At 56.1% G+C, this 19,039-nt stretch carries 9 protein-coding genes and 1 riboswitch; all 9 genes read left to right on the top strand.

The features are described 5' to 3' along the window. Nucleotides 1–105: 105 nt before the first annotated feature. Nucleotides 106–1,926, top strand: coding sequence for a vWA domain-containing protein (locus NSU18_RS14750; RefSeq protein ID WP_341149375.1), 1,821 nt, complete (start codon nucleotides 106–108; stop codon nucleotides 1,924–1,926). A gap of 85 nt (nucleotides 1,927–2,011) precedes the next feature. Next, a complete protein-coding gene (locus tag NSU18_RS14745) occupies nucleotides 2,012–5,401 on the top strand; it encodes a tubulin-like doman-containing protein (RefSeq protein WP_341149374.1) in 3,390 nt (1,129 codons plus the stop codon). A gap of 4 nt (nucleotides 5,402–5,405) precedes the next feature. Continuing rightward, complete coding sequence (locus NSU18_RS14740; protein WP_341149373.1) at nucleotides 5,406–7,832, top strand: transcription initiation factor TFIID; 2,427 nt, start codon at nucleotides 5,406–5,408, stop codon at nucleotides 7,830–7,832. 240 nt (nucleotides 7,833–8,072) lie between these two features. Next, complete coding sequence (locus tag NSU18_RS14735; RefSeq protein WP_341149372.1) at nucleotides 8,073–8,279, top strand: hypothetical protein; 207 nt, start codon at nucleotides 8,073–8,075, stop codon at nucleotides 8,277–8,279. 476 nt (nucleotides 8,280–8,755) lie between these two features. Then, nucleotides 8,756–10,027 carry a vWA domain-containing protein gene (locus tag NSU18_RS14730; protein WP_341149371.1) on the top strand — a complete coding sequence of 424 codons (1,272 nt, stop codon included), beginning with the start codon at nucleotides 8,756–8,758 and terminating at the stop codon, nucleotides 10,025–10,027. A 30-nt stretch (nucleotides 10,028–10,057) separates the two neighbouring features. Next, nucleotides 10,058–10,693: a beta-mannanase gene (locus NSU18_RS14725; protein ID WP_341149370.1), complete on the top strand. Its 636-nt coding sequence runs from the start codon at nucleotides 10,058–10,060 to the stop codon at nucleotides 10,691–10,693. 48 nt (nucleotides 10,694–10,741) lie between these two features. Continuing rightward, nucleotides 10,742–12,004 (top strand): hypothetical protein, encoded by a 1,263-nt coding sequence (locus NSU18_RS14720; protein ID WP_341018856.1) that lies wholly within the window; start codon nucleotides 10,742–10,744, stop codon nucleotides 12,002–12,004. Continuing rightward, nucleotides 12,001–15,192, top strand: coding sequence for a GAP1-N2 domain-containing protein (locus NSU18_RS14715; RefSeq protein WP_341149369.1), 3,192 nt, complete (start codon nucleotides 12,001–12,003; stop codon nucleotides 15,190–15,192). The genes NSU18_RS14720 and NSU18_RS14715 overlap by 4 nt, the downstream gene beginning before the upstream one ends. A 999-nt stretch (nucleotides 15,193–16,191) precedes the next feature. Beyond that, a riboswitch (cobalamin riboswitch) is annotated at nucleotides 16,192–16,384 on the top strand. A gap of 222 nt (nucleotides 16,385–16,606) precedes the next feature. Next, nucleotides 16,607–18,778, top strand: coding sequence for an S-layer homology domain-containing protein (locus NSU18_RS14710; protein ID WP_341149368.1), 2,172 nt, complete (start codon nucleotides 16,607–16,609; stop codon nucleotides 18,776–18,778). Nucleotides 18,779–19,039 lie beyond the last annotated feature (261 nt).

The raw sequence follows: 19,039 nt of genomic DNA, 5'->3' as shown, positions 1-19,039 counted from the left end.
TTTACAAGGTTTAATTATATCATAATGGCATGCTATTGACAGAATTTAGCTATGCGTTACGGATCTGCCATATCCGCCTAATTTCACACAAGAGGAGCCCTATTTATGCTTCGTAACGAACGTGATTTCAGCAAGGCCAAGAATAGACTGCAGCGCATATTGCCTGTATTGCTCATGATCTTATGCATCACTGTATCCCCATATGCTGCTTCGCGAGCCAGCGCGGCTTCAGCCGCACCCTCACATATTGACGCTGTGCTGCTGATCGATGTCAGCAACTCGATGAACAAGAGCGACAAGAACAAGATAGCCAATGAAGCGATGAAGATGTTCATAGATATGCTGTCCACCCAAGGCGATAAGGTAGGCATTGTGGCCTACACCGATACGGTGCAGCGCGAGAAGGCGCTGCTTGGCATCAAATCCGCCGGCGACAAGGAGGATCTGAAGAATTTCATCGACGGGCTTAGCCGCGGACCCTACACGGACCTGGCGGTCGGTATGGAAGAAGCGGTGAAGGTGCTGGAGAACGGCAGCGATCCCGGCCATGAGCCGATGATCGTCATGCTGGCGGACGGCAACAATGACCTCAATGAAGCCAGCGGCCGGAAGCAGTCTGATTCCGACAAGGAGCTGAAGGCGGCAGTAGAGGCTGCCAAGCAGAAGGGGTATCCCGTATATACCATAGGACTGAATGCGGACGGCAAGCTGAACAAGAATATTCTGGCCGGGCTGTCCATCGAGACAGGCGGCAAGGCGTTTACCACGAATTCTGCCGATGATCTGCCGCAGATTCTCAGCGAGATTTTTGCCAGCCACTTGAAGCTGAAGGTGGTGCCGGTGCCGTCCATTACGGCGAACGGTGACTATCAGGACGTAACGGTGAACGTGCCGAACAGCAGCGTGCTGGAAGCGAACATTTCCATTATGTCCTCGAAGCCGGTGACGGCGAAGCTGAGCGATCCTTCCGGCAAGGAAGTTGCTATTCCCTCGGATAAGGTGCTGCTGTCGAAGTCGTCCACCTACACCCTGATCAAGCTGCTCGCGCCGGAGCAGGGGGACTGGAAGCTACAGGTCAAGGGCGTGCCGAAGGACAAAATCGACATTAATCTGGTGTTCAACTACGATCTGGAGCTGAAGCTGGATGCTCTGCCAGCCAAGTCTTACGGCAAAGGTGACACGGTGGATATCTCCTCGCATCTGTTCAGCAATGGAGCAGAGGTAACAGAGAGCAGCCTGTATCAAGAGATGAAGGCCGTATTGCTGGCTACAGATAAGGACACCGGCCAGGTGCAGGAGATTCCGCTGGATAACTCGGGTGCCGAGTTCAAGGGTGCTTTTGAAATCAAGGATAATCATGAATACGAGCTGAAGGTCCGGGCCGAAGAGAGCAGCTTCTACCGGGAGAGCGATGTGCTGACCATCAATGCCAAGACGGGAACAGTGGCGACCACCCCGCCGTCAGCAGGCACTCCTGCGGGTGAAGAGCCAGCCGCTGAAGAGACCTCGAACACGCTGTACTATATCATCGGCGGCATTGTGCTGCTGCTGGCTGCTGCTGCTGCATTCTGGCTGCTGCGCAGTAAGGCTAACCGGGGGTTCGTCGGACAACTGGTGGTGGAGGTGCTGGATAACAATACCGGGGAGAAAACCTATCCGCAGTACAAGAAGCTCTCCGGCTTCCGCGGCAAGTTCACGCTTCATCAGCTGTTACAGCTGGCCCCGGAGCTGAAGGAGAGCGAGAAGCTGGTGTTCACGCCCGGGACGAATGACCGGCTGCTGCTGCGCAGCGGCGAGGGCATTACGGTTGAGCGTTCAGGCCGTGCCGCAGATACCTCACGGGGTCTTGAGATGAAGAGCGGGGACCGGGTAACGGTCTCTCTGCAGACGGTAGATAAGACGATTTCTTTGGAATATTTGATCTGATAAGCAGGCTAAGTGTATGCTTCCGAAGCGGTCATGAGAAGTGATTCGGGATGCATAGGCTATCACAACTTTTGGGGGAGAACCTATGAAACCGGTAGTAAGAGAACATATTCAACAACTGGATGTATCGCTGGGCGGAGGGATCGTCAGCGACAAGATCAGAGTGGATACCATCGACAATCCGATCCTCATTATCGGGCTTGGCGGCACGGGCATCGATGCCCTGCTGCGGCTCAAATACCAGATTAACCGCCGCTTCAAGCTGCCTGAAGATCCGTTGTCCAAGAAGAAGCGGGATAAGCCGGACAACGTGGAATTCCTGGCGTTCGAGACCAATGAACAGGACCGCGGCAAAAAATACAAGGGCATCGGCCTCGACCCGCAGAATGAATTCGTGCTGCTGGCCAATGCCGAGATCGGCGGACTGCTGCAGAACCGCAGCATTCTGGATTCTTACATTACAGACTGGCTGTCGCCGGAGCTGAGCATCACAGACGGCATGAACGGAGCCGCCGGGGTGCGCCAGGCCGGACGCCTGCTGCTGTTCACGAAGATCAACCAGGTGGTTGCCGCCATCGACAAGAAGATCAAGACGCTGTCTGTCGGCACCAGCAAGAAGCTTATGGTCTTCCTGCTTACCGGTCTGTCCGGCGGAACCGGCAGCGGAGCGTTCTTGGATATTGCCTACATCGTGCGCGGCATTATTGAACGTGACTACGGCGCTGCCGGGATAGACCGTGTCAATACGCTGGGCTATCTGTTCACGCCGGATGTTAATCTGTCGAACAAGAGCCTCAGCGAGCATACCCGTGAGTATATCCGCAAGAACGGGTATGCCGCGCTCAAAGAACTGGATTACTGGATGAACGTGGACAGCCGGGGCGAGCGCTTCCGCCAGAAATACGGCAATATTCTGAGCGTCAACTCGCCGCTGCCGCCGTTCAATCTCTGTCATCTCATCTCCGCAACGAATACGGAAGGCAAGCTGCTGGAGAATGCCTACGATTACTGCATGAACGTGACGGCTGAGAATATCACCAACTTCATGGCCAGTGAAGAGAAGGCCTCCGGCGAGGAATTCGCCATCCATGACTACATCAGTAACATCCGCACGAACATTGCCCAGATGAACAAGACCTATCCTGCCAATTACGAATACAACATTATCGGGGCATCCTCGGCCGTGCTGCCGATTGAGGAAATGACAACCTATCTGGCCTACCGCCTCTTCGACAAAATGGACAAGATGTTCCATCACGCCCCGAACCAGGAGGATGTGGAGAAGATGGCGCGCAAGCTCGGCATCGATCTCGATACGATGATCAAGACATTCGAGTCCCGTGTGCCGGAGCCGCTGCCGGGCTATCAGAACAGCGAGCGCCTCAGCCATGCGAATGTGGTCAAGAATCAGGTCGTCAGCATGGATACGGAGCTGGAGCAGAACTTCCTGGTCCGTGCCCGTGAGGAATATATCAAATCCAAGAAGCAGCTTCCGGGCGAGATTGCCGGACGGTTCGGCGAGGAACTGGAGCGCATCTTCCTGCATCCCGAGCAAGGGCCGTTCTATGTGTCACGGCTGCTGTACACCGAGAAGGGCTTCTGTATCCTGAAGCTGATCCAGTCTTATATTGAAGCGCTGCGCGAGAGTCTCTTGCGCCTGCCGCGTGATATTGAGACCGCACAGGAGAGTGCAGAGGATAAGCTGGGCGATGCGCGGAGCGCTTTTGTGTCCAAGGAGAAGAAGAAGAATGCCTATATTGAAGCCAAAATCAATGAATACTGGCTGCATGCCGATGTGGAGCGCACCGAGCAGATGATTCAGTTCTATGAAGATCTGTATGAGCTGCTGAATGAAGAGAACAGCCGGATCTACGGTGTGTTCACCGAGATTCTGACTGCGCTCAGCTCGATCTTCGAGAAGAACGGCGACATCCTGATTAACGGCGAGGAGCAGGCAGACCATAAGGGCAACAAAACCTACTACTGGAATATCGTAAACGTGCCGGATATCTCGGCGACCATCTCCAAGATCATGGACCAGAAGGACGGCGATGATCTGATCCGTGACTTCACACGCGAGATGCTGAAGCATTCCGGGCGTTGGGTAAGAGAGCAGGAGATTGATATCGTCCGCTCCATATCGGAATTCCTCAGCGACAAGTTCGGGGACCTGATTACCCGTTCGATGGAAGACTTCCTGGTGATGAAATACGGGCGCGAGGAGCCGCTGGATAAGTTCGTGGAGCGGATTATTGCCGGACGTCTGGATGAGGATGCGGTGCCGATTTTCCACCTCAGCAACAGCTCGGGCAGTCTGCACTTCCCGTCCTGGGGCTTCGTCTCTGTGCCGGTGAAGGCGCCGGGAATTCTGAAGGGTGTGCGGAATTATCAGAATAATGCACTCGGCAAATCACAGTTCACGATCAAGGAGAGCGAGGTCAAGAACCGGATTTTCTGGCTGAATACACGCAACGGGGTGCCGCTGTTCGTCTATACGCCGCTGCGGGTGTACGAGGAGAACTACGAGCGGACGATTCTCGACAAGGAAGGCATCGGCCGCCATCTGGTGATGACCGACAAGGACAACTGGACCTATCTGCCTTCGCCGATCCCGGAGAAGTCCTGGGGCGATACGTATGCGAATCCGCGGGTCCGTGAGTACAATGCCAGAGTGCGTGCAGATTTCGGCCGGGCGCTTGCGTCCGGTGTGATTATTGAGAAGGGTGTGGACGAGAACACGAGCAGCCGCTTCTCCGTGATCTTCACGAAGCCGCTGGATCTGGGCAAGCTGCTGGGCGCTTATGATCTGCAGCTGGATGCACCGCGTCCGAATCTGGGTGAAGTGCGCAAGGCGGCGGAAGAGCTCAAAGCGCTCATGACCAGCGGTCTTGAACGCGAAGCGGTGAAGGACATCTTCGGCAGCATCAATCTGGAGCTGGCCCAGGAGAACCTGATCCGTTCCCCGCAGCTGATTGCCCGTGTCCGCGAGGAACTGGCTAAGTACGATGCGCTGTCGGCCAAATCCAAGGAGCTGGAAGCGCTGGTGCATCAGCATCTGGATGAAGACAAATGGCTGGACCAGTTCATCGAAGCACTGTACACCGATACCATCACCAAAAAAGGCGCGCTCTATGTCTATGACCGTGACGAGGACGAGGATGCCTGGGAGCCGTTCGCCAATCTGATGAAGGAACGCAGCTATGTAGAGTATGCCGTCTACCGCCATTTCCGCGAGCTGGATGAGAAAAGCCGCAGTGTTCTGCTCCGCAAGGCAGCGCGCCGGGCCGGAGAAATGACCGCAGCCGAAGATGTAACTCCGCTGCTGTATAAGCTGGAAGGGATGTATGTCTCGTTCCTGGAAGCGCGTGACGCTCTGGAATATGAGCGGGTAGAGCATGCCAACGGAGATGAAATGTACGGCTTCTACAAGAGCCTGACCGGCAAGCTTGGCAGCATCCGCAGAAAGCTGAAGTAGGCCTATGATCAGAGATCAGGCCTTACAATATGCTGAGCAATACGCTGCCCAGGAGGAAGCACAGCATAATAAGGGGGATGGGCGCAGCAGTATCCATTACCCTGCGCTGTTCCTGTTCCTGGGCGATAAAATGACCCAGGCGATCGGCCCTGTGCTGGAACGCTGCCAGCGCAAATGGGACAATGCGGGCGGCGTGATGGCGCTGCATGCCGGTTCGCACAACGGCAGCGGCAGTACGCAGGAGAAGGAGGGAGTCAGGGGGCGGATCGGCAGCGGAAACAGCAGCGTCCATGAACGCGTGATGCACATGACCCTGCCGGATACGGCAGGGCGTGATCCGCGTACGGTCCGGCATGAGCTGTACCGCGAGTTTCATGAGGATAGCAAGTATTTGGCCGGAATGAACCGGACGCTGCGTCAATTAAGCAACAGTATAGCGGATTACGGACGGCTGTATTCTTCTTTTGACGTCATCCATCTGTCTGTTATTACACGGGTCGATGATCCGCAGAATGTGCTGTTGCCGCAGATCGTGCTGCTGGCCCGCGCCATTCTTAGCCAATCGTTCAAATCGGTGCAGATTGATCTGTACGCGCTGATTAACGAACGGGAGCAGGGGGATAACTTCGGCTATTCCAGCTCGGTCGGACTGGCTTGTCTGCGTGAGCTGGACGGGATGCAGGCGGCGGATTATACCTTAAGCGCTCCGCTGCTGGTGACAGAGGAGGGGCTGTCCATTCCCGTGACGCATGGCCCTGCTCCGCTGTTCGATCTGGTCTATCTGCTCTCCGACAAGAACGAGCGCGGACTGATGTCGGTTCATGGCATGGACGACAATTACGAGATTATCGCCCACATCAGCCTGCTCAAGAACCGGGTCCGGCCTGCGGCCGATCAGGCCTCCGGTCACGGCGGCTACAATAATATGACGTTCAAAAGCGGCATTCGCGGCAGCACAGGCAGACAAGGCTACGCGTCTGCCGGCTTCTCGGCGGTGCGGCGGCCGAACCGCCAGATTGCGCTGGCGGTGCTGTACCATGCGCTGCATTATCTGTCCGGGCGGCTGCGTGCAGGCCAACCCCGGAGTCTTAAGGAGCGGCAGACGATGCTTGGCCTTGGAGCGGATACCCTGCGGGACCGCGCGGCGGAATTGCTGCCGGAGCAGTCCGCTCTCGCCGAGATGACCGGGCTGATGAGCCACGGGCGCCCCTCCTATTCACAGCTCCGGATGCTCTCGCTGCGCGAGGCTGAGGAGCTGCTGTTCGGGGAAGGGGCGCAGGCGTACTTCCGCAGTAATTTTGCGGAGGTGTCTGCTCGCAGGGCTGCCGGGATTGATCCGGCCCGGGAATGGGCCGGAGTGCTGGCTGCCGAGGAGGCAGGAGCTTCCCCGGTCAGCTTCTACCAGCTGGCGGAATGGACCAGTGAGAAGACAGGTGAGGGGGGCAGCGTGCTGCAGGCCTTGCGCCAGCATATGGGCGGGCTGCGCTCCGCGCTGCTCTCCGCCCAGGAGGAGCTGGAGCGGCTCTACGCGGAGAGCGTGGAGCGCCAGCCGTTCCAGCGGGTGCCGCTGCTGGATAAGCGGACGGTGCGCAATTTCATTCACTACCTGTTCGAGTCCGTCTACGGCAAGAAGTATGAGATTCTGCTGCTGGAGAGCGAGCTGGCACTCTGTCTCCGCTATGACGCTGCACTGGAGCAGCTGCACGCAGACAGCAGAACGAAGGTGGCGGCGATGGACGCATTGGAGGAGGAGCTGCATGGCGTAGCCCTCGCCAGCATCGGCCGCAGCAAAGAGACAGTGGATCAGAACATCATGGAGTATTACCGCAGTGTGACGGACGAGGTGATGAAGGATATCGAGACCCGGCGCGGTGCAGGGATCTTCTTCAGTGAGCGGTTCATGGGCAGCCTCTCCGGGCTGCTGGTGCACGGAGGCGGCCAGGCTGTTGCCGAGCGGCTGATCGAGCTGTGCCGCCGGGAGCTGCTTACGGCGGGGCCGTTCACGCTTCCGTTCGAGGAGGAGCTGCTGCGGCGTGCCAATGTTGCAGCCGCTTACGAGAACCGGGATATCGTCTCCAAGGAGGAGCTGTTCAAGCAGCTCTACCGCAGTCTGGAGGAGGAGGCGGCGATGAATGTCCGCCTGTTCGAGTATACGCAGGAGCACCGGCACGAAGAGAAGTACTTCTTCGGCGACAGCTCCTCCGAATTCCTGCGCTATGCCTTCAGCGCCGACGAGACCACCCGCATCTACCGGCTCGGCTTCGTGCATGAGCAGCGCCGCAGCGGCGTGGAGAAGCTGAACCTGATGGGCGGCTTCCACCTGGAAGACCTGCTCTACTACCGCAACGGCAAGGTCTATTACGAGACATATGCCGGCAACGGATACCAGCTCCACGGTATGGAAGAGGAGCAGCTGCCGGAGATGAGATGAGTGGCATTTAGATGCGATGAGTGCTGATGAGCGGAGACGGGATGAGTGCTGATGAGCGGAGATGCGATGAGTGCTGATGAGCGGAGATGGGATGAGATGATGAGCGGAGTGCTATGACAAACTATTATTTGTGTTATGGCTACCATAGCAGTAGGGTCAATAGTCCGCGTGAGTTCGGCAGCTGACCGGATGCTGGTGAAAGTGAGCCAGATGGTGGAATGAGAGGGATAAATCCCTCTGATGCTGGTGAAAGTGGGCTGGATGGCGGGAATGAGAGGGATAAATCCCTCTGATGCTGGCAAAATGGGCTGGATGGCGGGAATGAGAGGGATAAATCCCTCTGATGCTGGTGAAAGTGAGCCAGATGGTGAAATGAGAGGGATAAATCCCTCTGATGCTGGCGAAAGTGGGCTGAATGGCGGGAATGAGAGGGATAAATCCCTCTGATGCTGGCAAAATGGGCTGGATGGCGGGAATGAGAGGGATAAATCCCTCTGATGCAGGCGAAAGTGAGCCAGATGGTGAATTGAGAGGGATAAATCCCTCTGATGCTGGCGTAAATGGGCTGGATGGCGGGAATGAGAGGGATAAATCCCTCTGATGCTGGCGAGTGTCAGTAATAATGCCCCTGATTTCACCGAAAGTATGCCGAACTGCCAAATGAGGAGCATTAGTGCCCCTGATTACGCCGAAAGTGTGCAAAACCACCAATTGAGGAGCACTAATGCACCTGAGTCATGAGGCGGCCGGAGATCCGAAAGCTTACCATAATAATGCCCATGCTCCGGGTCCCGGATGTGGGTGCGTGCCTACACTAACAGGCTTCATAGGACAATTCTCATTCATTCCACTGCCGGATGTGCAATAGAATGGAATGGGGAAGCGTGTGATGATCAAGCTTTTCCCGGAAAGGATGAAATGCAATGCAGCGAAAAATCAATCTGCTCCTGCTGCTGTTCAGTCTGCTCGGCGCGGGTGTAGCGTTTGTGCTTGGTGAGCTGCTGCTGGACCGCAGGCCGTATGATTTACCTCAGATGGTGCTGGTCGGCATTTATTTTGCTATCGTGGCTTTATGTGTCGGAATAGGCGCTCTGGTCGCAGAGACGATCTCGCCGAGGCTGAACGGACAATCCTGGAAGCTGCGTTACCTGGGCACCTCGTGGAAAATGTTCCCGCTCATGGTCGTGCTGCTGCTCGGCGTGGGTACGCTGACCGAGTTCGTGTACGAGCTGAACTTCGGCGGCAGCAAGCCGGTGAAGAATGTCGTCATGGTGATCGATGATTCCGGCAGCATGTCGCAGAGCGACCCGACAGACCGGCGCTACGCGGCGGCCAAGAATCTGGTGCAGCAGCTCAAAAAAGACAACAAAGTCGCTGTGGTCACCTTCAGCAATGAAGCTTCCGTCGTCCAGCCGCTGCTCCCGCTCTCCAAAGAGGCGAACCGCGAGAAGGTAATGGAGGTCATCAGCAGCCTGAAGACGACCGAAGGCGGAACGAACATCAGCGGTGCGCTGGCTGAAGCGATGAAGGTGATTCATGAGGACGGCGCAGACCGCGGGGCGATGGTTATTCTTTTATCCGACGGCGTCAGCCAGTTCAATACCTCTACGGAGCTGACAGACTATGTGGCACGGGGAATAAAAATAAATACGATCGGGCTGGCCCTGGATGATCCGTCCGGTGCAAATCTGCTCCAGAATATCGCGAGCGGTACCGGTGGACAGTACTATGATGTGGCTGATGCGAACCGGCTTGGCGATGTATTCCAGCAGATTTATGACCGTCTGGGAGACCGGACACTGCTGACCGAACGCAGTGACCAGACCGCAGACAGCCCTTATTATGCTGTGGTGCGTGTGCTGGCCTTGGTGCTGCTTGGTACGTCGCTGGGTCTGGGCCTTGGCATTGTGTTCGATAACCGCCATCTGGCCCGGAGCTTCAGTATCGGGGGCGCGGTATCGGGACTTGTGGCAGGGCTGATTCTGGAATCCGGCTTGAACGGCGACACGCTCTGGGACCCTATAACCCGGTTGCTGGCGCTGCTCGTTCTGGCGGCTATTCTCACCTTGTTCACATATATCGTACCTGTAGGGGAAGGGCGCTTGTCGCGCCGGGGAAGAGCTGCGGGGGCTGCTAATGCGCCTGTGGACAGTATTCATTCACCCCGCCGTAACCGCGGCAGTAAAGGGTTCTAAAGCCAGATGCAGGGAAAGGGGCAGGTTGCCATGAAGTACGCCGAGGCAGACGCTGGAGCACCGGTGATTACCGAAGTTGTATCCAGAGTAGAGGACCGGTTCTGTACGCTGCGCTGGCGCTGGCCGGACGGTGTACAGGCGGTATATATTCATAAGGCCTCTGCGGAGGCGCCGGACAGTCATGAGCATCCGCCTCCGGGCATGAAGCTCTACACGCGTGAAGAATACAAAGCGAATAACGGGTACCGGGACCGGCTGGACGAGATCGGAATGGTGGCTTACACCATTTATGTGCGGCTCAGTGAGAATGGGGAGACGCTGCTGGTCCGTCAGCAGGATGGCGGGAACCGGGCGCTCGTCAGCGCGGGCAAAGCGAGGATCTACTATGCGGTCCAGCACAAAAAAGGGTTGTTCAGCAAGCTGAAAACCGTGCAGATGACGATTACTGCCGAGGTGCCGGTACCAAAGGAAGTGCTCTGCTATGTCAAAAAGCGGGATGCGCATCCATCCTCCAAGGAGGACGGTGCAAGGTTCCCGTTCGTCCAGGACTTCGCTCCCGGGCGCAACCAGCTCCCGCCGATTGAGGTCGGCAAGGACGACTTCATCCGTATTTTTTTCACCGACGGGCCAAAATACGGGACGTATTATGAGCTTGTTCCCGAGTGAGCGGGAGCAGCATACCGGGTGCTGAAACAACCCTGAGGAGGATGAGAGATGTCTTTTTTTAGCCGTTTCATGAAGAAGAATCAGCCTGCAGCGAGGCCGCTGTATTACGATATTGTCTGCCCGTTCTGCTTCACCCGCTTTGAGCCGGAGGAAGTGGTGTTCCGGGCCATGCACAGCCGTGAGGATGATGAGAATTATGCGCTTGGTGAGGATGATCTGCTGAATAAATACCGGGAGCGCTTCGGCCTCGATACGGTGGATGATATGGAAGCGGTTCTGCAGCCGGCGGATATCCCGGAGGAGTATCATCATTATACCGACAACGTACTGACCGGGCTCACCGACCGCTATGGGGTGATGACCCGCAGACGGCTCTGTCCGTCCTGCCATAACGAGCTGCCTGTAACGGCTGGCAAGGTGCCAAGCAATATTATTTCGATTATCGGCGCTTCCCAGGTCGGGAAGTCGGTCTATATGACCTCGCTGATCCATACGCTTCAGCATACAACGGCAGGGCATTTCGACGCAGCCTGTATGCCGCTGAACGCTGAGATCAGCCGCAAATTCCGCACCCTGTATGAGGAGCCGCTGTTCGAGCGCGGGGATCTGCTGGCGTCTACCCAGAAGGAGAAGATGCAGGAGCCGTTTATTTTCCAATTCATCTTCAAGGATGAGTCCAAGCCCCCGCTGACGCTGGTGTTCTTCGATGTAGCCGGTGAAGGCATGGTCGATCAGGATTACTTAGGCCTGCACGGCCAGCATATTAAGAACTCCGCAGGGATACTGTTCATGGTCGATCCGCTGCAGATCCGTTCGGTCCGGGAGAAGATCCGCATTAACTTCGGCGACCGCCCGGGAGAGTGGGTATCGCAGTATGATGAGCCGCGTGATGTGGTGCTGACCATGTTCGGTGATTTCATCGCCTATCAGGAGAAGAGCAAGACCGAGATTCCGACCGCAGTCGTCCTGGCCAAAAGCGATATGCTTCACTCCCTCAAGGATGAGGATGGAGACTACATCAAGTCGAACAGCAATGTGTTCAACAACTACGTGCACCGCAAAACGCTGAATATGGACGAGTTCCACAACATCGACGGTGAGATCCGGCGCTTCATTGAGAAGGTGGACCGTCCGTTCAAGGATACGATGGATGTGTATTTTGCCAATACGGGGTATTTCGCCGTGTCTGCGCTGGGCAGCAATCCGGTCAATCAAAGGATAGAGGGTGTGGTCAGTCCGATCCGGGTCGATGAGCCGTTCATCTGGCTGCTGCACAAGCTGAATTATATTGAGGGGAGCGACGGGCCGTGAACAGATTGTCAGGGTCCATGATCACCCAGCAGATGTATACCCGCGAGCGCCGCGGCGTGTACCGGTCTACAGAGGGCTTCGATACAGTAGCGAAATCGGAGAGTCTCGATAATAATTTTGTCAAAAAAATCCTGCATCCCTTCTGTCTCTACGATGCCCCGGCTGAGCTTACGGCGCGCGGCGAGAAGGATGAGGAGCTGTATCCGGCTGCGCTGCACCTGTTCCATACGGAGAGCAATGAGACTGTGATCGGAGAGAGCCGTTATCTGGCGGCGGATTTTACGGGGCAGCGGAGCGCTTTTTTTGCCCATAATTTCGTGGTGCCGCCTATCCGTTCCGAAGAGATTGTCGAGGGGTATGGAAGCTGGCTGCACGCGGGGTTTGCCCGGAGCTATGAGGGGGAGCCTGGCGGGACCCTGCCTGAGCTGGAGTCGATTCCCGTGGCAACCCGAGAGCTGGACGTGCCGTCAGATCCGCGCAGCGTGCTGTCCGGTCTAGGATTCACAGAAGAGCTGTTCAAAGCCCTGCTGCAGGCGGTAATGCTGTCCGTAGCCGGGAAGAAGAAAATCTATGTAGCGCTGGATGTGCCCATCAGTGAGCTGTCGCAGCGTGCAGTCCGGCTGACGGAGGTACTCTTCGCTGCGCTGCCGTATGACTTCCGCCGCAGGCTGGGAGTGATCACGTATGCCAAGGAGCCGCAGAGCCGCAAATATATTCATCTGACCTTCGTGGAGAAGGGCTCTCTGCGTCCGGGCGACCGCAATATCGAGAAGGATTATATCTTCGATCTGGCAGGCGCAAGGTTCCTGAATACCGACTTCGGCGAGTCGCGGCAGATCTATGCCGATCTGGCCTGGAAGACGCTGGTGGAGAAGGGCGGAAGCCTCCGTGATTTCGCTAAGTTTGCCGACAGCCTGCTGCTCGGGGAAAGTGCGGAGCGTAAGCTGTCGCTGGCGCTCTACAATGAGCTGGCGGTTTTTTATGAAATTGAGCAAGGCAACGAAGCCTTATATACAGACAACAAGAACGCTATACTTAGCGGCTTGCTGTCCTATCTGAAGCCGGAGGGGAAGCTGGACTCGCGGGTGCGGCTGAATGATATGTTCCTGGAGCGGTTCGACCGCGAATATGATCTGATCCGCAAGAAGGGGATTCCGTCAGTGGAAATCCTGGAACAGTTCAAGGCGTATTACGCGCTGCCGGGCCATAATTACCGGGTGAAGATCGTCGATTACTTCATCAACGGGATGCTGAACTGCCAGTCCGGGGGCCGGGAGGATGTGCTGGCGGCGGCTTACGGAATTATTGAGAGCAATGCGGAGCTTAGTGAGGCGTTCTTCAAAAAAGTGCTGTCGCAAGCACTCTTCCGCAGAGCGCTGTTCGAGCCGTATCTGGAATCCAGGCTGGCTGCTGCTGCCGGAACGGCGGATATCCTCCGCCTGGTAAGTCACTTCGGCCGGAGTCTTCCAGAGGTGCTTCAGCAGGCAGCGGTACGGGATACCTTCAAGGAATATCTGCTGGAGAAGCTGCAGCGGGAGCCTGAACCGGTAGCGGCGGTAACGGCTGTTCATGAAGCGGTCCAGCAGGCAGAGAAGCAGCGCCGCAGAGGCGGTGTATACCCGGAGGCCTTGTCCGTTATGGAGGAGCTGGGCACCGTTGCCGACCGCTTCCTGCTGAACCGGCTCTCGCTGGACGAGCTGACGATGGAGCAGCTGCTGGAGATCTCGTTCCTGCGTTACCGGGATACGGCAGACTGGCAGCCGCCGCTCGACGCGATTGCGAAGCGCAAAGCGAATGCGCTGCGCGCGGCCTACCGCTGGTTCGGGGAGGAGTCGCCGGACGAGGAGATTTTTGCCGGATTGACGCCGCGTGAGCTGGACGATGTACAGCTGCTCGGCGCACGGTGGTTGAAGGAAGCGCGGAGTCTTGAGCCGTTCGACAGGCTGCCGCTGGCCTTCTATCACAGCAGTGAACGTGAAGGCGGACCGCTGGATTATGATGCGCTGCTGGATCTGGTGGTCCGCAAGGCGGGCAATGACAAGGAGACAGTGTACCGGTTCCTGGACTGGTCGCAGCATAGCTGGCTGTTCGCAAGCTCAGGCAAGAAGCTATGGCCGAATTACAAGCGGGCCGTGCTGCGGTATTTCCTGAAAAGCGACCGCGAGGCGTTCAAGAACCGGGAATTCCGCAAAACCCATCTCGACACAGCAACGCCTGCCATGCAGACTGTCTACAATGAAGCCCGCGCCCAGCTGGCTTCGCCGCTGGCGCGGTGGGTCAGCCGCAGCCGATTTCAAATCCTGATCTCAGGGAGCATCCTCGGGATCATTCTGATTGCGGCGGTTATCCTGCTGAGCCAGCTTGGGGGACGCGGCAAGGATACAGCTGCGCCGGTGGCCAGCCCCAGCCCGCTTCCGGCAGTGACCGGACAAGCCGCTGCAGCGGCCCCGGTCTCTGTCCGGCTTGTCGGCGGTGATGGAGAGACAGGCGGGAATAACGGCGGTGATGCGGGAACTGGCGGAAACGCGGACGGCGGAGCAGGAAGTGGAGAAGCGGGTAAGAATAACGGCGTGGATGCGGGGGACGGAGAAGCTGGTAAGAATAACGGCGTGAAGCTGTTGTTCAGCTTCACTGATGCTGCGGAATGCTCCGCCTTCAAGCCGGAGCGGGTAGGCGTGGAGTCCGCCAGCGGCGTTACGGACTACGAGGTCAAGGCAACGGTTAGCAGTTGCCAGGTTGCAGCAGGCGCCGGAGTAGACGGCGATGCGAAGGGTGAGACAGGCGCCGGAGTAGACGGCGATGCGAAGGGTGAAGCAGGCGCTGGAGTAGACAGCGATGTGAGGGGTGAGACAGGCGCCGGAGTAGACGGCGATGCGAAGGGTGAGACAGGCGCCGGAGTAGACGGCGATGTGAAGGGTGAAGCAGGCGCAGGAGTAGACGGCGATGCAGATAGTGGAGCCGCCGCCTCTCCAGCGGCGGCGGGGACTCCTCCGTCACGCGTATACGAGGTGACGGTGGAGCTATCAGCAGGCGCGAAGCTGGCGGCAGGTGATATGATCACCGCCGGAAGATACTCGCTGAAGCTGGAGGCAGATCCGGGCAGCGCCCCGGAAGCTGCAGCCACAGCCGCGCCTAGTGCAGAGCCATCCGCTTCTGCAAGCCCGGAAGCGGACACGGACGCGGAATAAAGCTGTGGCATTAACAGGCTGTTTAAGCTTTTAACTAATGAGCAGGTAAATCTTCGAGTAAAGCAAATCGACGGGCGCTACTGACTAACGTAATTGACTGCCGTAATCGACTGCACCTAACGACCAACGTTATCGACTAATGCTACTGAGTCACTTAGCCGTCTCACCAACTAACAGACGTTTTTGACTTGTTATCGAGTAATGGTCCTGAGTAACATTGCTTACAGAGATAGGTGTACTCTGTACAACTAAAAACAGTGAAAAAGAAGGCGTACCTCTCTTAATTGTATTCCATACAACTAAATTTGCCCGAAAGGGCGAAAAGCCGGGTACATAAGCATTTTAGGTGTACGAAATACAGCTAAAGGTACATTTGGCGGTAAATCAGACGGTTTAGTTGTACAGATTACATTTAAGCATAACGTGGGGAGCTAGTTTGGCACATTACGGTAGAATGGGTATGGCAGGCTGAAATATGTGAAATGTAGAAGATAGTTATGCTTATGTCCGAAAGAAGCTGCTCAATTGCACTTTGTACACTAGAATGAGGCATATTGAGCCTTATATGGCGTTCTGTTGTATTTGGTGCAGTAGATTTTTGGGATTTGGCCCGGCTGAGGGGAATTTGCTGTAATCGGTGGTATGGAGTGCAACAGAATGCGTTAACGGCTGCTTTTATACTAATTCTGATGTACGGAATACAATCGGCCTTCTGCCGAGGTTTCCATAGGTTCGCCATCGAGTTGATTACAGCAGACCAACGTCTTGATCAGCAGCAGAAGAGTAACTTTTATAGTCCTGAATAGTATGATGTGCCGGGGAGCGGGCATGTGCTGTTCAGGATTTTTGCTGGGGAATAGACGGGGTCTCGCGACGGATGGAATAGATATAGCTTGTCTATAGACATACAGGGGAATAGTCGATATGATGGTTTGAGAATATTAAAATTTAATAAGCTTGAGGAAAAGGTGCAGATTGCCTTAGAGACCGCGCGCTGTCGCCAGCAGAAGCTGGCAGGGCTATGTCTAATAGAAGAATCTGCTTAAAAGGGAAGCCCGGTGCAAGTCCGGCGCGGTCCCGCCACTGTAAATACGGAGCGACTCCTGAGGTGCCACTGTCTGCTAAGCGGATGGGAAGGCGGGGGAAGCGGTGAAGTATGAGCCAGGAGACCTGCCTTTTTCATTGTTGTTTCTATTCTTCGGGGGTAAGAATGTGGAAGCAGATGCTGATATCTGATATTGGCGAGGGCTGTATGCGCTGTATTGTATGTAATGTGGGAGAGCAACCGGCTCCCTTCAGCCGCCCTGTGCGAAAGTTCTTCCCCGGCCGCCCTGCACAGGGCGGTCTTTAGGTTGCCGCTCTTTTGGCGGAGGAAGCAGGATTCATCCATTCTATTTCAGGAAAGAGGTTAGTTATGAAGAACCATTCTCTATCATCCAGGTTCACACGGCTGGGACTTGCTGTCATTATGCTGTTCGCACTGCTGGGAGCAGCTGTAGCTCCGGCAGGACAAGCTGCTGCTGCACAGACAGGCGGAACTTCCGCACCAGCGGTATCCGCTCTGCCCGCAAGTGAGGCAGCCAGCGTAACCGCTGCGGTCTATGCTACTGCGGAATTCATGCTGAAGAACGGAGTCCAGTCCGACTGGCAGGCGATTGGCCTTGCACAAGCAGGCTACAAGGTACCTGCCAGCTATCTGAAGGCGCTTGAGGGTAAGGTGAGTGAGGCTAAGGGTGTTTTTGCCAGAGCTACGGATTATGCCCGGATCACGCTTGCCGTTAAGGCACTGGGCGGCGACCCTGAGAAGGTGGCAGGCTACAACCTGATCGAGAAGCTCTACAATCACGATGCAATCACCGGCCAGACGCTGAATAATCCGGTTTATGCCCTGCTGGCTCTTGATTCCGGCAGTTATACCATCCCGGCAAATGCGAAATGGACACAATCTAAGCTGCTGGCAGAGATTCTGGCCAAGCAGAACCCGGACGGCGGCTTCACCCTGACCACGGGTGCGAGTGATCCGGATATGACAGCGATGACGCTGAACGCACTGGCTGGACACAAGCAGGAAGCAGCCGTGAATACTGCTGGTCAGCGGGCAGCCGCCTGGTTGTCTAAGGCACAGGACAAGAACGGCGGATATGGCGACAGCAGCGAGAGTGTAGCTCAGGCCATTATCGGTCTGTCTGCCTTCGGCATTGATCCGGCAGGAGCAGAGTATACCAAAGGCCAGATTAATCTGGTCAGCAAGCTGCTGAGCTTCAGTGCAAAGGATGGCGGATTCGTCCACACTGCGGGCGGCAGCTCCAATCCGCTCTCCACGGAGCAGGCACTGGAGGCTTTGGTAGCGTACAAGCTGTTTGGTACAGGCGGTAAGCTCTTTGATTTTAGCGGCACACCTGTGAAGAATCCTCAGGTAAGTGTCGCGGTTACAGTTGAAGGTCCGAATGGAACGTTGGCTGAGGGCAGCGTGTATGCTGGAAATGTGCTTAAAGCACTGGAAAAGACAGCAGCAGCCAAGCGCCTGGCCCTGGTCAATGAAGCAGGCAATTATGTGACGGGGATCGGCGGCGTGATTGCGGGTACTTTTGGCGGATATGACGGCTGGATGTATGTGGTTGCGCGCGGCGGAGCATGGATCTATCCAAGTGTAGGGATGGGCGACTTCGCACTGGAGGAGAATGACCGCATCGTGGTCTATTATGGCGGGGACAACACGCAGGTGGTTGATGCCGTAACCGTGACTCCCGCACAGCCGCAGCCTGGACAAGATCTGAAGGTGCAGGTAACCCAGAAGCAATGGGTCTGGAATGAGGCGACTTTCACCTCCGATCCGGTAACTTCACCGGCAGCAGGCGTACAGGTAACCATCGGCGGCAAAACAGCAGTTACAGATGCTGCGGGCGTGGCTGCTCTTGCTGGTGGTCTTCCGGCGAATAAATATACCCTGACGGTTACGGGATATCTGAAGGATAAAACCCCGGCCATCGTCCGTCATACGGTTCCGGTAACGGTGGCTTCTGCTGCGGCGGACCGTCCGGCTTTTGCCGATGTGAAGTCGATTTCGCCTTGGGCGCTGGAGTCGGTATACACGGCGTATGACCGCAAGCTGATGAATGGTGTGAGTGAAGGCAGTCTGATGTTTGCACCGAAAAAGAATATTACCCGTGCTGAATTTGCAGCACTGCTGCTGCGCTTAACCGGGAACGAGCCGTCTGCGGCGTCTTCCGCTGGGGCCTTCAGTGATGTTAAGGCCGGTACATGGTATTATGGAACAGTGAACCGGGCAAAAGAGCTTGGAATCATTAGCGGCGTGACAGCCACGGCGTTCAAACCGGACGGGCTGGTTACGCGCCAGGATATGGCTGTGATGATGGTTAGAGCTTTTAAACTGGATGCAGCTGGAGCGGAAGCCGGAGCAGGCGCGGGTAAGTTCAGCGACGAAGATAAAATTAGTGACTATGCATTGTCCGCTGTCCGTACGGTAACGGGACTTGGATATATGAGCGGCACCGGCGGCGCATTCGAGCCTGCTGCTGTCGTAACTCGTGAGATGGCTGCTGCCGTAGCGGTTAGGTTGCCATAGTTCTTAGTTGGTAGGGAGCTGACTGTACTGCACGCTGGTACTGCATGCTGGGGCCAACGATAAGTGGATAAATGACATCTAACTTGGTCTAATTTGCTGTAGAGCGGGAGCTAGTTGGATAAATGACACTTATTCAGGGCTGAAGCTGCAGAAGGTTGAGGTATGGGCTAAATTAGATGCTGTAAATCCAACTAATGGCTGTCCAGATGCGTAATCAGGATAATTAAGTGTAGAAAATCCAACTAAAGCATCCGTGCTGAT

The sequence above is a fragment of the Paenibacillus sp. FSL H8-0048 genome (genome assembly GCF_038002825.1).
In the GTDB taxonomy this organism is placed as follows: domain Bacteria; phylum Bacillota; class Bacilli; order Paenibacillales; family Paenibacillaceae; genus Paenibacillus_AQ.
Note: the sequence above shows the minus strand (reverse complement) of the source record. Positions and strands in the feature narration are given on the sequence as shown.

What these genes read in the sequence shown, in the direction of transcription:
- NSU18_RS14745 (WP_341149374.1), top strand. Translation starts at nt 2,012, where the DNA reads ATGAAACCGGTAGTAAGAGAACATATTCAACAACTGGATGTATCGCTG.
- NSU18_RS14740 (WP_341149373.1), top strand. Translation starts at nt 5,406, where the DNA reads ATGATCAGAGATCAGGCCTTACAATATGCTGAGCAATACGCTGCCCAG.
- NSU18_RS14720 (WP_341018856.1), top strand. Translation starts at nt 10,742, where the DNA reads ATGTCTTTTTTTAGCCGTTTCATGAAGAAGAATCAGCCTGCAGCGAGG.
- NSU18_RS14730 (WP_341149371.1), top strand. Translation starts at nt 8,756, where the DNA reads ATGCAGCGAAAAATCAATCTGCTCCTGCTGCTGTTCAGTCTGCTCGGC.
- NSU18_RS14750 (WP_341149375.1), top strand. Translation starts at nt 106, where the DNA reads ATGCTTCGTAACGAACGTGATTTCAGCAAGGCCAAGAATAGACTGCAG.
- NSU18_RS14710 (WP_341149368.1), top strand. Translation starts at nt 16,607, where the DNA reads ATGAAGAACCATTCTCTATCATCCAGGTTCACACGGCTGGGACTTGCT.
- NSU18_RS14735 (WP_341149372.1), top strand. Translation starts at nt 8,073, where the DNA reads ATGCTGGTGAAAGTGGGCTGGATGGCGGGAATGAGAGGGATAAATCCC.
- NSU18_RS14725 (WP_341149370.1), top strand. Translation starts at nt 10,058, where the DNA reads ATGAAGTACGCCGAGGCAGACGCTGGAGCACCGGTGATTACCGAAGTT.